Below are 14,034 nucleotides of genomic sequence, written 5' to 3'. Positions count from 1 at the left end.
CACATCGCTGGCTGCAGCTTATGCTCACCCGGCGACACGTGTGGGCTTTCTGCGAAATCACCCGGTGGTACCCCCGCGGCCGGAATTTGCTGAGCTAACTCACGCGGGTAGAGGTCGCCGGGGCCGGCAGGCCCACGATCGGCGCCGCCTTGTGCAGGCATTCGGCCCATTCGGCCTCCGGGTCCGAATCGGCGGTGATCCCGCCGCCGACCCCCAGCACCGCATGGCCGGCGGTGTCGAATTCGACGGTGCGGATTGCCACGTTCAGTTCGCATCCGGCCACTGGCGACGCCAAACCGACTGTCCCACAATAGATGCCACGGCGAGGCCGCTCCCATTGCGAAATAAGCTGCCGGGCACGGATTTTGGGAGTGCCGGTCACCGATGCGGGCGGGAACGCGGCGTCCAGCAGCGCCGACGTCGGCAACTCCGGTGGCACCCGCGCCGACACCGTCGACACCAGGTGCCACACGCCGGGCGCGCGCCGGACCACCAACAGCTCGGGTACCGTCACGCTGCCGGTAATCGCCACTCGGCCAAGGTCATTGCGAACCAGATCCACGATCATGATGTTCTCGGCCACCTCTTTGGGCGACGCACGCAGCGCCGACGGCCAAGCCTCCAGCGGGAGGGTGCCTTTGATCGGGCTGGATGTCACGACGTCGCCGCGCCGGCGTAGGAAGAGTTCGGGGGACAACGAGGCGACCGCGCCCCACCGTCCGGCGACATAGGCCGCCCGCGCCGGAGCGGTGCGGGCGATGCCGTCTATGAAGAAATCCAGCGAGGAACCGGTCACCGTGCCGGTGAATTGGGTGCAGACACAGGCTTGGTAGACCTCGCCTGCCCGTATTGCTTCCAGGCACGCCAGCACACCGTCGTAGTGTGCTGAGCGGTCTGCGGAGTCCCACTCGATCTGGCACATGGGTGCCGTTCTGGGCGCCGGCCCCGCCAGCGAGTCGGACAGCCAGGCCGGCATCAGGGCGCCGGAGAGGCTCTCGTACCACCACAGTCCGTCCCGGTCCCGGCGTAGCACGCAATCGGTCCAGCCGCCGGCGGCCTCGGGGATCCGGTGCGGTCGGCCGTCGGCGCCGGTGTCGGGATAGGACAGGTATCCGATCCAGCCGCCGCCCACAGCGCCGACCTGCGACGTTACCGTCCGGCGGGCGTCGACCGGGCGGGAGAACGCGTCGCCGGCGGCGACGGGCCGCACCGGCACGCTCGGGGCGATCACGGCGAGCGCGCCGAACCACTCACCGGTCAGCGCGGCCGGCGGGGGCAGGCCGAGGCGAGCGGTGGCCTGGCCGACGGCGCGCAGCACCTGCGGTGCGCCGCCTAGATCGCCGAGCCGCTCGATTCGCACCGCCCTAGCTTGACAGAACGGCGGATTTCCGCACGCCAGAGGCCCATCAGACGCGGCTGATCGCGCGTGCGGTCGTCAGGGCGGTCAGCTTGTCCGGGTTGCGCATGACGTAGAAGTTGGAGATCTTGTCGCCGGCGACCTCCACCGAGATCACGCCTTCCAGGCGCTCGTCCAGGTAGAGCAGCACCGCTGGGGCGCTGTTGCAGGTCACCATGTCCACCCGCGCTTGCCCCGCTGCCCGGCCCAGGATGCCCACGATGGCCCTGGCCACCCGGTCCGCCCCGACGATGGGCCGGCGAGCCGCGCTCACCTTGCCGCCGCTGTCGGCCATCCAGGTGGCGTCCGGGGCGAGCATCGCCATCAGCGCGTCCACGTCGCCGGAGGCCGCCGTGGCCAGGAACTGCGCGGTGATCTCGGCGTGGCTCTGGGGGTCGGTGGCCACGTCGAACCGCCTGCGGCGCGCGTGTACGTGTTCGCGCGCCCGGTGCGCGACCTGACGCACGGCCGGCGCGGATTTGCCCACCGCGTCGGCGATCTCGTCGTAGTCGAACCCGAACACCTCGCGCAGCACGAACACCGCCCGCTCGTCCGGGCTGAGCGTTTCCAGCAGCACCAGCATGGCCATCGACACCGATTCCGCCAGCACGACGTCGGCCGAAGCGTCCTGCTCGTCGTGCAGCAGCGGCTCGGGCAGCCACGGCCCCACGTACTCCTCCCGGCGCCGGGTCTGGGCCCGCAACGCGTTCAGCGCCTGCCGGGTGACCAGCCGGGCCAGGAAGGACTTGGTGTCGCGCACACCGGACAGATCGACCTCCGCCCAGCGCAGGTAGCTGTCCTGCAGCACGTCGTCGGCTTCTGTCGCCGAACCCAGGATCTCGTAGGAGATGGTGAACAGCAGCGGGCGCAGCAGGGTGAAGCGCTCCGCGTGCCCGCTGCTGTCACCGGACTCCGATGTCACCGCGCCGCGACCGGCTCGTCGGAGGCGGGTTGCACCGGTCGCTGGCCGCCCTTGAGCCAGCGGTACCAACCCGGCTTTGCCGCTTCCTTGCGCAGGCCCCAGACAGTGCCCTTGCACACCACCTCTTTGATCGACGCCGCCGCGCGGCCACCGATGTACAGGTTGACAGGGGTGTCGTCACGGCGGGCCAGTTGGATGGTGCCGTAGCTGCGGCCCACGCTGACGCACTGCCCGGTGAACGCCTGATTCAGCGCTGCCGGGACGGTCCCGGCGAGGCGGGCCAGCACGGTGTTGGCGGCCTGCGCGGCCAGCGGGATGGCGGCCTGGCAGCTCATCCGCAGCGGCTGGTTCGACGGCGCCGCGGCGTCACCGGCGGCCACGATGTGCTGGTCGGTGACGCTGGTCAGCGTCTCGTCGGTGAGCAGCCGGCCCAGCCCGTCGGTGCGCAGTCCGCTGCGGGTGGCGAGGTCCGGCACCGCGAATCCCGCGGTCCAGACCGTCACCGCGCTGGGCAAGACGGTGCCGTCGGCCAGTACGACAGAGTTCCAGCGGACCTCGTCGACGGTGGCGGACTCCAGCACGGTCACGCCGAGCTTGCGCAGCTGCTTGGCGACCGAACGCCGGCCCGGACCGCTCAGCGACGGCCCCAGGACCCCACCGCAGACCAGGGTCACCGCGCGTCCCTGCTCGCCCAGTTCGCCGGCGGCTTCGATGCCCGTCAGGCCGCCACCGACCACGGTGATGGGCGCGTCGGCGGCCAGATCGGCCAGGGCGTAGTGCAGTCGCTGCGCGCCTTCCAATTCGGCCAGCCCATAGGCGTACTCGGCCGCGCCGGGCACCGCGACGGGCGTCGCGCCGGTGCTGCCGACGGCGTAGATCAGGTAGTCGTAGTCCAGCGCGGCACCCGAGGACAGCCAGACCCGCCGGGCCGGAGCGTCGATGCGCTCGGCGTTGTCGACGACCAACCGGATGCTGTGCCCGAGCAACGTGCCGTAGTCGACGGTGGCGGTTCCGGTGCCGGCGGCCAGTTGGTGCAGCCGGATCCGCTCCACGAACTGGGGCCGCGGGTTCACCAGCGTGATGTCGACGTCGGCGCGCAACCGCAAGTGGTTGGCGGCCATCGTGCCGGCGTAGCCGCCGCCGACGACGACGACGCGGGTCTTGGACTGCAGTTGCTCGGACATCGTTGGTTGCTCGGACATCGTTGGTTGCTCGGACATCGTTGTCTCCTCTTGCCGAAGTGGGTTACACCCTCAAGACACCGGAGCCGGACCATCCGTGACAGCGAAGACCGAAATGTGAGCTGTCTCACGCATCCTTCGGCAGGAACACGAAATTGTTGACGTACACCCCACGCGGTGCCCAGTCGTCCTCGGCGCCACCGATGTTCACCGGATTCTGGTGTTCGGCGGCGTCGAATTCCTCGACCGGCCGGCGCTGCCCGTCCAACGTGAAGTGGCCCTGGTAACCCAGCCCGCCCAGCAGCCGGGTGATCTCGGCGACGGCGTTGGCGTGGTGGCGGTCCTCGGCCTCCACCACGATCGCCGGACGGTTGCGCTGCAGTGTGTCCACCGCACCGCGCAACACCGCCAACTCGTGGCCCTCGACGTCGATCTTGACCAGGCCGACGTCGTCCAGCCCCAGGTCGTCCAGGCGCTTGACGGTGACGTCGATGGTCGCGACCGGTCCGCCGACCGCCGTGTCCAGGACGTTGTCGCTGTCGATGGTGCTGCGGCCCGGATCGGACTCCACCACCCGCATCGCGACCACCCCGGGCTCGTCGGAGAGCGCCACCGCTTCGACGCGCACCGCGGCCCCGACGGCGGCGAACATCGCAGCCAGGTCGCGGGCTTGCGCCGGCCGGGGTTCGAAGGCGATCACCGACCGCGACGACGACGCCATCGCGATGGCGAACTCACCGACATCGGCGCCGATGTCGAGGGATACCCGAGCGGGATCGCACAGCGATCGCACCAGCGTCACGTCCGCGCGGGATTCGCCGAGGTTCTGCAGGATTCGGTACTTGCGCCGCCAGAACAACCGCGGGGCGAGGGCTCTTGCCGCAGGCGCCAGCCAACGCTTGGCCGTGCGCGCGACAGACACCGTCACGACCTTAGTGCACCATCGCCGTCGGGCCGCCGGACAGCCCAGTGCGCCAAACAATCCGGAGGGCCGGATCGGCGCCGCATGATAGTCTCACTTGACTGACAAACCATCCGTGACCTGCGCCGGTCCGGGTACTTCCCAGGGCTATCAGGCCGACTCCGGCCACGACACCGCGGGCCGCTGATACAGCCGCTGACTGGGTTAGCCGCCCGTACTCGGTGCAGTCATCTCGCCACGTGCACAAATCGGAGGACCGGTGCCGCGCAGCTTGGACCTCGTGGTCACCTCCGTGGCCACCCAGCTGATGGAGGCGACCGCGTCCACCGCCACGCAGGTCAGCGAAAAGGTCCTCGCCCAGCTCGTCGAACAGTTCGACGTGGACGCCAGTTTCCTGCGCCACCACGATCACGACATCCGCGCTTCGGTGCTGGTCGCGGAATGGCCACCGCGGCCCGACGTCCCCGACCCCGACCCGCAAGCCGTCGTGCACTTCACCAGCGCCGACCCGGTGCTCGCGCAGTGCGAACACGGCCGCAAGCCGGTGGTGATCCGCCCCGATCAGAACAACCGGACGTTGCCGCGTTGGGTCGGCGGCGCCAAGCAGGCGGCGTCGCCGTCGGTCGCTGCCGCGCCGCTGGTGTCCGGGGACAAGACCACCGGGGTACTGGGTTTCGTCAAGTTCGGCGCCCGCAAGTGGAAGCAGGAGGAGATCAACACCCTCGAGGCCGTGGCGGCGCTGTTCGCGCAGCTGCAGGCCCGGATCGCCGCCGAGGAGAAGCTGCGCTACCTGGCCGAGCACGACGACCTGACCGGCCTGTACAACCGCCGGGCGCTGGTCGCGCACCTGTCCGACCGGCTCGCGGCCGGCAACCCCGGACCGGTCGCGGTGCTCTACATGGACCTGGACCGGCTCAAGTCGATCAACGACTACCTCGGGCACACCGCGGGCGACTGGTTCATCCGGGTCTTCGCCCAGCGGCTGCGGGTGTGCGCGGGCAGCCAGAGCATGATCGCCCGCCTGGGCGGCGACGAGTTCGTCGTCATCCCGGACCAGACCATGTCCAGCGGCGCCGCCGAATCGTTCGCCCGCCGGCTGGGCACGATGCTGCGCGAGCGGCTGGCGATCGGCGGCCACCAGATCACCCGCACGGTCAGCATCGGGCTGGCCGTGGGCATGCCGGGCCGCGACAACAGCACCGACCTGCTGCGTCGCGCCGACGAGGCGGTGCTGACGGCCAAGCGCGCCGGCGGCAACCAGGTCGCGCTGTCCACCGACGACATGTCGCTGAAGAGCGCCTTCCGCAACGACATCGAGTTGCACCTGCAGGGCGACATCGACAGCGAAGCCCTGCTGTTGCACTACCTGCCCGAGGTCGACCTGTGGACCGGCGCCATCGTGGCGGCCGAGGCGCTGGTGCGGTGGCGGCACCCGATCTGGGGTCTGCTGCTGCCGGACTCGTTCATCGGCGTCGCCGAGTCGACCAACCTGGCCGGTGAGCTCGGCCGTTGGGTGATGCGCAGCGCCTGCTCGGAGTTCAGCCGGTGGCGCTCCAACGGTGTGGGGCAGAGCGCGATCCTGCGGATCAACGTCTCGCCGGTGCAGCTGATCACCCGCGGGTTCGTGCGCACGGTCGCCGACACCATCGAGGAGTTCGGCATCGACGGCGGGTCGGTCTGCCTGGAGATCACCGAGCGTGCCGTGGTGCATGACATCGAAGCCACCCGCAAGACGTTGCACGAGCTCAAAGAGGTCGGGGTGCAGATCGCCATCGACGACTTCGGCACCGGCTACGCTGTGCTGTCGCATCTGAAGTCGTTGCCGGTCGACATGCTCAAGATCGACACCGGGTTCGTCCGCGACCTGGGCACCAACGCCGGTGACCTGGCAATCGTGCGCGCCATCATCGGCCTGGCGGAGGCGTTCGGACTGCAACTGGTCGCCGAAGGCGTCGAGACCCCGGCCGCCGCACTGACGTTGATGCAGCACGGCTGCCACCGGGCGCAGGGATTCCTGTTGTCGCGCCCCGTCCCGGGCAACGCCATGGAGGCGTTGCTGTCCGCGCGCTGGATGCCGATGCCGTTCCTCGCCGACCGCGAGGCGCTGACGCTCGGCGCGATTTAGCTCGAGATTGGTTTGAACGATTAAGAAATTCGCGTTAATCGCTGCCGCGTGCGTGTCTGTCCTGATCGCGGCCGCTTCGCTGCTCATCGGCGGCTGCAGCCGCACCCACAACGACCCGGGTCCGTTGGCGGCGATGGTCAGCCCGGCCATCCCGGCGGCCAGCCAGGAGATACCCAACCCGCTGCGCGGGCAGTACGAAGACCTGCTCGAGCCGCTCTTCCCGCAGGGCCGCCCGGCGCAGCAGCGCTACCCCGCCTGGCCGGCATCGTATGACGCCAGCCTGCGGGTGACGTGGCGGCAATTGCAGCCCGTCGACCCCGCCACGTTGCCGCCCGGCGCCCCGGACGATCTCAAGTTCGACTTCAGCGTCATCGACGACGCGCTGACCAAGCTGGCCGAGCGGCATATGCGGCTGACCCTGCGGATCCAGGCCTACAACTCCTGCTGCAACGCGACCTACCCGGACAACACCAACATCGAGATCCCTGACTGGGTGCGCGCCAAGCCGTCCACCAACACCAGCTATTCGAACGCGCCGAACGGTGTGACGCAGGTGGTGCCCAACTTCAACGACCCCACCTACCTGCAGGACTTCGGTCAGCTCCTGGCCGCCCTGGGCCGCCGCTACGACACCGATGAACGCCTGTCCGTCTTCGAGTTCTCCGGCTACGGCGACTTCAGCGAGAACCACGTGGCGTTCCAGCGTGACGCGCTGAACGCCCCCGGTCCCGGGCCCGACGAGAGCGTCGGCGCGCTCGGTTACTACAGCCAATTCCGGGACCAGACCATCACCAAGGCATCCGTCGAGCAGTTGGTCGCGGCCAACGTCAGTGCCTTCCCGCACACCCAGCTGGTGGTCACACCCAACAATCCCGAGATCGTGCGGCAGCTGCTCGCCGACGACGTCACCAGGAAACTGGCCGCGCCGGTCGGGGTCCGGTCGGACTGCCTGGGCGTCTACGCACCGCTGCCGACCTGGGCCGAGTCCAGCACGTCGCACTACGTGCAAACCCAGGATCCGTTGGTCGGCAAACTCAAGGAACGGCTCGCCAAGGCGCCGGTGATCACCGAGTGGTGTCAGTTACCCAACGGAACCTCACCGCAGGCCTACTACGACAAGGGCCTGCACGACGTCATCCGCTACCACGTCTCGATGACGTCGAGCATCAACTTCCCGGATCAGGACGCGACCTCGCCGATGGACCCCAAGCTGTACGTGTTGTGGGCGCAGGCCAACGCCACCGCCGGTTACCGGTACTCGGTGGAAGCCCGGCCGGGATCGCAGTCGCTGCAGGACCAGGTGGCGTCGATCGCGGTCAACTGGACCAATTACGGCGCGGCCGCTACCACCGAGAAGTGGGTTGCGGGCTACCGCGTGGTCGACTTCAGCGGCCAGACCGTGCGCGCGATACCGGGCACCGTCGACCTCAAGGCGCTGGTTTCGGACGTATCCGGGGACCGCAGCATCGACCATCCGCCGCCGGCTTCGGCGACCGAGACGGTGAAGGTCGACCTCAAAGGGTTGCCGCCGGGCCACTACACGCTGCGCGCCGCCGTGGAGTGGCAACAGCACAAACCCAATGGTTCGCATGTGGTGACCTACCCGCCCATGCGGCTGGCGCGCGACGGCCGCGACGACTTCGGCTTCTACCCGATTGCCACCCTGGACGTGTCCCGCGAGACCCTCGCCACGCCCGGTGCCTCGTGACCGAACCAGATAGCCACTTGCGGCGGCGGGCCTGTGGCCGGTATGCAGACAGAACCGACGCTATATGGCTGGCGTCCGCTCAGGAGGTTTAGTGGGGGATGGATTTCCGTACCTTTGTTCGGACTCTCCTGCTGCACTGGAAGCTGTTCCTAGGGGCGGTGCTGGCGTGTTTGGCTGGGGCCGCGGCCATTACGGCGTTTCAGACGAAAAGCTACGAGTCCACTGCCACCGTTTTGGTGTCGTTCTCCGGTGAGACCGACCTGATGCAGGTGTACCAGGGCACGCAGGCCGCCCAGGAACGGCTGTCGTCGTACGCGGCGATCGCCGGAGGGCACGCGGTGGCCGAACGCGCGGTCGACAAATTCCATCTACCCATCAGCGCCGACGCCCTGGCCAACCAGACCAAGGTGGCGTTCACGCCGAAGTCCACGTTGTTCACCATCACCGTCACCGATACCGACCCGGAGCGGGCGGCGAAGCTGGCCAAGGCGGTCGCCGACGAGTTCACCCTGATGGTCGGCACGCTCGGGGTCGACCCGAAGGCGCCGGGCGCACCGGTGACGACCACCACCGCGGCGCCGCCGCCCCAGACGGTTTCGGCTCCGGCGCCGGACGGGGAGCAGCCCGGCACCCAGGCGACCGAGACCACGACTCCAGCCGGGACGACGCCGACGCAGACATCGCCGACCGGGCAGCCGTTGCCGCAAGCCCGCGCGACCGTCATCGAGCAGCCCGGCGTGCCCGACAAACCGGTGAAGCCGGTGCCGGTGCGCAACATGGCGATGGGTCTGGTCGCCGGATTGTTGTTGGGGACCGGGGTGGCGCTGACGCGGGAGGCCGCCGACCGCACGGTGCGCGACCGCGCGAAGCTGGAAAACCTGACCGGGCTGCCGACGTTGGCCGAGCTGCCGGGGCACCGTGGCAATGCGCCGCGATTCGGCACCGACATCTCGTTCGACGATGCGGTCCGTGGCTTGCGCGCCCGGCTGCTGCGGGCGATGGGTCCGGGCGCCAATCGGGTGTTGCTGACCGCGCCGTTCGGTGGCGAGGGGACCACGACGACGGCGATCAACCTGTCGCGCTCCTTCGCCGAACTCGGCGAGGACGTGCTGCTCATCGAGGGCGACACCCGGCGCCCGGTGATCGCCGGGCTGCTCAAGGTCGAGTCGGGCGAGGGCCTGTCGAATGCGTTGTCCAACCCCGAGATCGCGACGGAGGCGACCAAGCCGACGTCTATCCCGAAGCTGTTCGTGTTGGCGGCACGTTCGGTGCGCCGCGAGACCCTGCCCACCAGCGCCTACCTGCCCGAGGTGCTGGACAAGGTGCTCAAGGACGTGGCCAAGACGTTCGAGCGGACGGTCGTGGACGGACCGCCGGTGCTGGCGACGGCTGACTCCGGTCTGCTCGGCGGCGCGGTGGACGCCACCGTGTTGGTAGCTCGGGCCGGGCGAACCACTGAGGACGAGCTGTCCGACGCGCTGAGCGCGTTGCGCGCCGCCGGAGCCAACGTGGTGGGCACCGTGCTGACCGACGCGCGGATCGCCCGTCATACCAGGGCTTCCACCCGGACCTACCGTGCCAAGGTCAGTGGACCGACGTGATCCTGTACCTGCGGAGTCGTCATCGCCTGGCGGTGACCGCAGTTATGTTGACGCTGTTCGCTTTCGGCTGTTTCGTCTACGGCGCGCTGTCGGTACGTAACACCACTCAAGGCATCCTGCTGGTCGGCCTGACGTTCTTCCTGATCGTCTATTGGGCCAAGCCGGAACTGATGATCGGGTTGGCGTTGTTCCTGGGCTGCGCGGCCCTGCCGCAGGGTCTGCACGTCGGCAAAGTCATTGGGCCGGTGTCCATTTACGCCTCGCACGTGGTGCTGATCCTGGCGATCTGTTTCGTGCTGCCGGTTGTGCGGTTGCGCATGTCCGAGTACCTGTTGCCGGGGATGTTCGCGCTGACGGTGATTTACTTTGCCGCGGTTGGGTTTTCGACGGGTCACAATGCCGCGGTGGTGGTGCGCGAGGCCACGTTTTTGTTGGAGATGGTCGCCGGCTTCGTGCTGGCGCTGGTGATCGTGTACGGCGAATACGTGGTGCTGTCGATCCATGCGATGGCCGTGACACTGTGGTTTTCGGCGGGTATGGCTGTCCTGGGATCGTCCGGGGGCGTCCGGCTGGCCGGCCGGACCGAGAGCCTGCAGATGGACACCGGCGACGCCGCCAACCGTGTGATCACCTCTACCTTGATCCCGGCGATCGCGGTGTTGACCACGTTGGTGGCGGCGCAGATCGCCGGGCGGGTGAAGCCGGTCTACTACCTGACGCTGGGTCTGCCCGCGTTGGTGATCGCCGTTCTGGCGTTCTCCCGCAACACGATCCTGTCGGTGGGGGTCGCCGCCATCGTCGCGTTCTTCGCCAGCTTGGGCTGGTCCGCGGTGCGCCGGGCCGCGCGACTGACGCTGACCGGTGCCGGGATCTTGGCGGTGACGATCCCCGGAGCGCTGTTCCTGCTGGGCGACTCGTCGGCCGGGGTGTGGTTGGCCAATCAGATCACCGGGTTCAGTCACCGGGTGCTGGGCCGGTCCACCGGCACCGCGCTGACCACCGACCCCTCGACACTGGCCCGATTCGCCGAGGACCGGCACCTCAACGAGGCGATCGCGGCCGCGCCGGTGTTCGGGCACGGCCTGGGCTATGCCTATCAGTTGCCGTTCGGCGGCGACGACCCGAACGAATTCACCCAGACGCTGGGCACCACGTATGCGCACAACTTCTACCTGTGGTGGCTGGCCAAGTCGGGTGCGGTTGGTATGACGGCGTTCGCGGTGTTCGCGTTGACACCGTTGGTGCGGGCGCTGCGCAGCGCGTCGGTGCCGGCGAAGATCGCCGCGTCAACCAGCACCGGGCTACTGGTCATGTGCGTCATCGACCCGTTGCCGGAAGACCCGGCCAACGCGATGACGCTCGGTATCGCGTTGGGAGCTGCGTTGGCATTCGGGAAAGTCGGTCGCCGCGAAGTGGATTCGCCGGATCATTCCGCGGGCGACCTGGCGCCGGCGGCGAAGGCGGCTCAGTGACGGCCGATCCGCTTCGGGTCCTGGTGGTCGGCCCGGCGCCGGCGCAGGCGGCCAGCCGGGGCGGCATGGCCACGGTGATCACGTTGATGGCAGCACATCCCGACTCGCGGGTCGAGATCACCATGGTCCCGACGTACATCGAAGGCTCGTTCTGGTATCGGCGCTGGGTCGGGGTGTCGGGAATGCTGCGCGCCACTTGGGTTGTGCTGCGTCACCGCGCCGACATCCTGCACGTCCATCTGGCGCACGGTGGCAGCGTGGTGCGCAAAGCGTTGCCGTTGACGGCGGCACGCTTGGCGAAAGTGCCTGCCGTGGTGCACGCGCACAGCTACGACTTCGGCGGGTGGTTCGACGGGTTGCCGTCGGCGGTGCAGCAAGTGGTGCGGCGGGTGCTGGTTGCCGATCAGTGGTTGGTGCTGGGCACGCGGCACGTCTCGGAATATGCCGAGCGGTTGGGGCTGGCCGACGACCGGATCCGGGTACTCAACAACGCCGTCCCGATCCCGCAGCGGCCGGTGGTCCATTCCGATAGCGTTGTGGTGCAAGCTGTTTCGCTCGGTCGGCTGGGTGCGCGTAAGGGCAGCTATGACCTGATCGACGCGGTGGCGGCGTTGGACTCCGACATTCGCGGTCGGCTACGACTGACCCTGGCCGGTGACGGCGAGGTGGACGACGTGCGCGCGGCCGTGGCGGCGGCCGGACTCACGGACACGATTCATGTTGCGGGATGGCTGGATCCGGCTGCCCGCGACGACTTGCTGAGCGCCGCACACATTTTGGTGCTGCCCAGCTACGACGAAGGCCTGCCGATGGCGCTGCTGGAGGCGATGGCCTACGGTCTGGCGCCGGTTACCACGTTGGTAGGCAGCATCGGCGAGGCGATCACCGACCGGGTGACCGGTCTGGCGGTCGAACCCGGTCGGCCCGACCAGATTGCCGCTGCGCTGTCCGAACTGGTCAAAGACGATGCACTGCGGGCAGAGCTGGGCGCGGCGGCCCGTCGCCGCGCCGCGGACTTCGGGTTGGATCGCTGGTATCAACGATTGGATCAGGTGTGGGCGGAGGTGCGCACGGTCGCACAGGAAGGTGAGACATTGTCAGCAAAAGACCGCCTGCTGCACAGCGACGCCGCCAACTGGGCGGCGAAATACGCCACGGTGCGCAACGTCGGACGGGTGTTCGGCCGCAGAGCCATGGCCGCGGCGACCGAGGCGCTGTGGCGTCGCCGGTCGGCCCAGGATCTGGCCATGTCCGTGGCAGATCACTTCGCGCCCAACGGCGCAACGGTTGTCGACGTGGGCGCCAGCTGGGGTTTGTTCACCTATCACTTGGCTCGGCGGGTCGGAAAGTCGGGCCGCGTCTACAGTTTCGAACCGCACCCCGACAACGCGCCGATGTTGCGCAAACTCGACCAGGCGATGCCGTACGTCCATTTCAGCCAGGTCGCGGCGTCCGACGAACCCGGGACAGCGCAACTGCTGGTGCCCGAGCGGCACAACCGGCAGGTGACAGCGCAGGGCAGCCTGGCGCACGGCTTCGACGGGCAAGGCGTGGACGTGCGGAAGATCGACGTGCCGTTGGTGCGGTTGGACGATGTGCTGGGCTCCGTCGTCGACGTGGACTTCGTCAAGATCGACGTCGAGGGACACGAAATGTCTGTTCTGCGTGGCGGTTCGGCGATGTTGCGTCGGTGCCGGCCGGCCATTTTGATCGAAATAGAACAACGTCATCTGTCGCAGCCCATAGCCGACGTGTTCGGGCTGATCGAGGATCTGGGCTATCAATTGTTCTACGTCAGCGACACCGCGCTGCGACCGATCGCCGACTTCGACGTGGAACGCGACCAGATGTCGATGGTGAACTCGGGAGAGTTCCATCCCTTCGCGATGCCGAAGGGATATGTGCACGACTTCGTGGCGGTCTCGTCGCCGGATCTGGTGTCGGGGTTCCTGCGCTGAGGCGCGATTGGCTATTGGGCGCTGGGCTCGAGTGTCGGGTGTGAATCTCTCGCCTGTCACACCCGTATCAACGTGATATCGCATGTGCTACCAACCGTTTTGGAGCTAGTGCCGATGCTTCAGCCCAAGACTTGTCGGTGCCCCTTCGTAGAATCATGGCATGCCGGCCAGCACGTACGCGGAGATCGAGGAGGTCCTCGTCGCGTATGGTGATGCTTTGGATCGGTTGTGTGAGTTGAGTTTTGATGCGCAGGACAATTCGCGGCGGATGGAGATCATGGACCGCATCGAGCGGGGGATCCGTCGGGCGCGGGTGCCTCAGCACGCGTTGATCAATCAACTCGGTGCCGAAGCCACCGCCGGGGAGCTGGGGGGTTCGTTGCGCGAGGCGTTGGCGAATCGGTTGCGCATCACCAAGGCCGAGGCCGCTCAGCGCATCGCCCACGCCGCCGATTTGGGTCCGCGCCGCGCGCTCACGGGGGAGCCGCTGGCACCGGTGTTGCCGGCGGTGGCTGCCGCCGAGCGCGAGGGGCTGCTCGGCGGCGAGCAGGTGGGGATCGTCCAGAAGTTCTTCAAGAAGCTCCCTGAGGCGGTCGATGTGGCCACCCGTGCTGATGCCGAAGCCAAGCTGGTGTTGGTGGGCACCGGGTTTCGCCCCGACGAGCTGGCCGAATACGCCCGGGTCCTCAAGGACTGCCTCAAACCCGACGGCGACTTCGTGCCCGACGAAGCCGACGAGGCCGAGCGGG

Annotated in this window: 10 protein-coding genes; 6 read left to right on the top strand and 4 right to left on the bottom strand. The window is 68.3% G+C overall.

What is annotated here, in order from left to right; translation table 11 throughout:
* Positions 1-94 precede the first annotated feature (94 nt).
* The 4 genes from AC5Y46_RS22595 to AC5Y46_RS22580 all read right to left on the bottom strand — a co-directional run bounded on the left by AC5Y46_RS22595 (position 95) and on the right by AC5Y46_RS22580 (position 4,421).
* Positions 95-1,360 carry an aminodeoxychorismate synthase component I gene (locus AC5Y46_RS22595; protein ID WP_499945991.1) on the bottom strand — a complete coding sequence of 422 codons (1,266 nt, stop codon included), beginning with the start codon at positions 1,358-1,360 and terminating at the stop codon, positions 95-97.
* A gap of 46 nt (positions 1,361-1,406) precedes the next feature.
* Entirely contained in the window at positions 1,407-2,318 is a 912-nt protein-coding gene (locus AC5Y46_RS22590; RefSeq protein ID WP_499993162.1) for an RNA polymerase sigma-70 factor, read from the bottom strand.
* On the bottom strand, positions 2,315-3,502 hold the full coding sequence (locus tag AC5Y46_RS22585) for an NAD(P)/FAD-dependent oxidoreductase (RefSeq protein WP_499993205.1): 1,188 nt from the start codon (positions 3,500-3,502) through the stop codon (positions 2,315-2,317). Before AC5Y46_RS22585 ends, AC5Y46_RS22590 begins: the two co-directional genes overlap by 4 nt.
* Positions 3,503-3,626: 124 nt before the next feature.
* Positions 3,627-4,421, bottom strand: coding sequence for an FkbM family methyltransferase (locus tag AC5Y46_RS22580; RefSeq protein WP_499993160.1), 795 nt, complete (start codon positions 4,419-4,421; stop codon positions 3,627-3,629).
* Positions 4,422-4,680: 259 nt separating this feature from the next.
* Between AC5Y46_RS22580 and AC5Y46_RS22575 the strand changes: the two genes are divergently transcribed.
* The 6 genes from AC5Y46_RS22575 to AC5Y46_RS22550 form a co-directional block, all read left to right on the top strand.
* Positions 4,681-6,546, top strand: a complete 1,866-nt coding sequence (locus tag AC5Y46_RS22575; RefSeq protein WP_499945994.1) for a putative bifunctional diguanylate cyclase/phosphodiesterase — start codon at positions 4,681-4,683, stop codon at positions 6,544-6,546.
* 133 nt (positions 6,547-6,679) lie between these two features.
* Positions 6,680-8,254 carry a hypothetical protein gene (locus tag AC5Y46_RS22570; protein WP_499993203.1) on the top strand — a complete coding sequence of 525 codons (1,575 nt, stop codon included), beginning with the start codon at positions 6,680-6,682 and terminating at the stop codon, positions 8,252-8,254.
* 98 nt (positions 8,255-8,352) lie between these two features.
* Complete coding sequence (locus AC5Y46_RS22565) at positions 8,353-9,855, top strand: tyrosine-protein kinase domain-containing protein (protein WP_499993159.1); 1,503 nt, start codon at positions 8,353-8,355, stop codon at positions 9,853-9,855.
* Between the two features lie 44 nt (positions 9,856-9,899).
* A complete protein-coding gene (locus AC5Y46_RS22560) occupies positions 9,900-11,327 on the top strand; it encodes an O-antigen ligase family protein (RefSeq protein ID WP_499993202.1) in 1,428 nt (475 codons plus the stop codon).
* Positions 11,324-13,285 (top strand): FkbM family methyltransferase, encoded by a 1,962-nt coding sequence (locus AC5Y46_RS22555; RefSeq protein WP_499993158.1) that lies wholly within the window; start codon positions 11,324-11,326, stop codon positions 13,283-13,285. Before AC5Y46_RS22560 ends, AC5Y46_RS22555 begins: the two co-directional genes overlap by 4 nt.
* Positions 13,286-13,445: 160 nt before the next feature.
* Positions 13,446-14,034, top strand: a 589-nt coding sequence (locus AC5Y46_RS22550; RefSeq protein ID WP_499993157.1) for a DUF222 domain-containing protein, incomplete at its 3' end; no start/stop codon positions are given.

The organism is Mycobacterium sp. NGS59 (assembly GCF_059812345.1).
This window is presented reverse-complemented; position numbering and strand designations above follow the sequence as displayed.

Coding starts and splice junctions, on each gene's coding strand:
- AC5Y46_RS22565 (WP_499993159.1), top strand. CDS start 8,353: ATGGATTTCCGTACCTTTGTTCGGACTCTCCTGCTGCACTGGAAGCTG.
- AC5Y46_RS22570 (WP_499993203.1), top strand. CDS start 6,680: ATGGTCAGCCCGGCCATCCCGGCGGCCAGCCAGGAGATACCCAACCCG.
- AC5Y46_RS22585 (WP_499993205.1), bottom strand. CDS start 3,502: ATGTCCGAGCAACTGCAGTCCAAGACCCGCGTCGTCGTCGTCGGCGGC.
- AC5Y46_RS22560 (WP_499993202.1), top strand. CDS start 9,900: ATGTTGACGCTGTTCGCTTTCGGCTGTTTCGTCTACGGCGCGCTGTCG.